This window comes from Halomonas sp. ND22Bw (assembly GCF_003011945.1).
GTDB lineage: Bacteria > Pseudomonadota > Gammaproteobacteria > Pseudomonadales > Halomonadaceae > Halomonas > Halomonas halophila.
Map to the genome: position 1 here is coordinate 1 of NZ_PXWD01000172.1, position 449 is coordinate 449.

A 449-nucleotide genomic window follows, 5' to 3' on the forward strand; every position below is an offset into this window, starting at 1 on the left:
TATAGTTCGATATCTTTAATGATCTTTTTCCACTCACGCTTTCATTGCTTGGTTCAGAGTAATCGGCGTTATTTTTTTTCACAAGACACCCTTAGCATGGTGTTATGTACTCGATAAAAAACGCCCCTAAATTCATAATTCTTCAATAGGACAGCTTCTCACGCACTCAGGGGAGGTTATTCACATCAAACCCACCCTCAAACAAAAGCTCTTTGAGCAGAGAAAGCTGCGATTCTGCTTTCAGGATTTCATTGTCAATCTTAGATTGTCGATCATGGAGCTGTTGATTTTTCCTAGTAATTTCTTTGTTCTTTTTCTGCAACTCACCCAACTGTTCCCGCTGCTCTAAAATAATTGCATTATTCTTTTTATCATTATCTTCATATTGCTCAATCTTCTTATGTAAATTGGAAATCTCCATTTCCGCTTGACGAATCTCCCCCTGCCTA

At 38.1% G+C, this 449-nt stretch carries 1 protein-coding gene; it reads right to left on the reverse strand.

Going from position 1 to position 449, the window contains the following annotated elements; genetic code table 11:
• Positions 1 to 166: 166 nt before the first annotated feature.
• Positions 167 to 449 (reverse strand): hypothetical protein (locus CVH10_RS25735; RefSeq protein ID WP_181244458.1); only part of this gene is annotated, 283 nt, incomplete at its 5' end.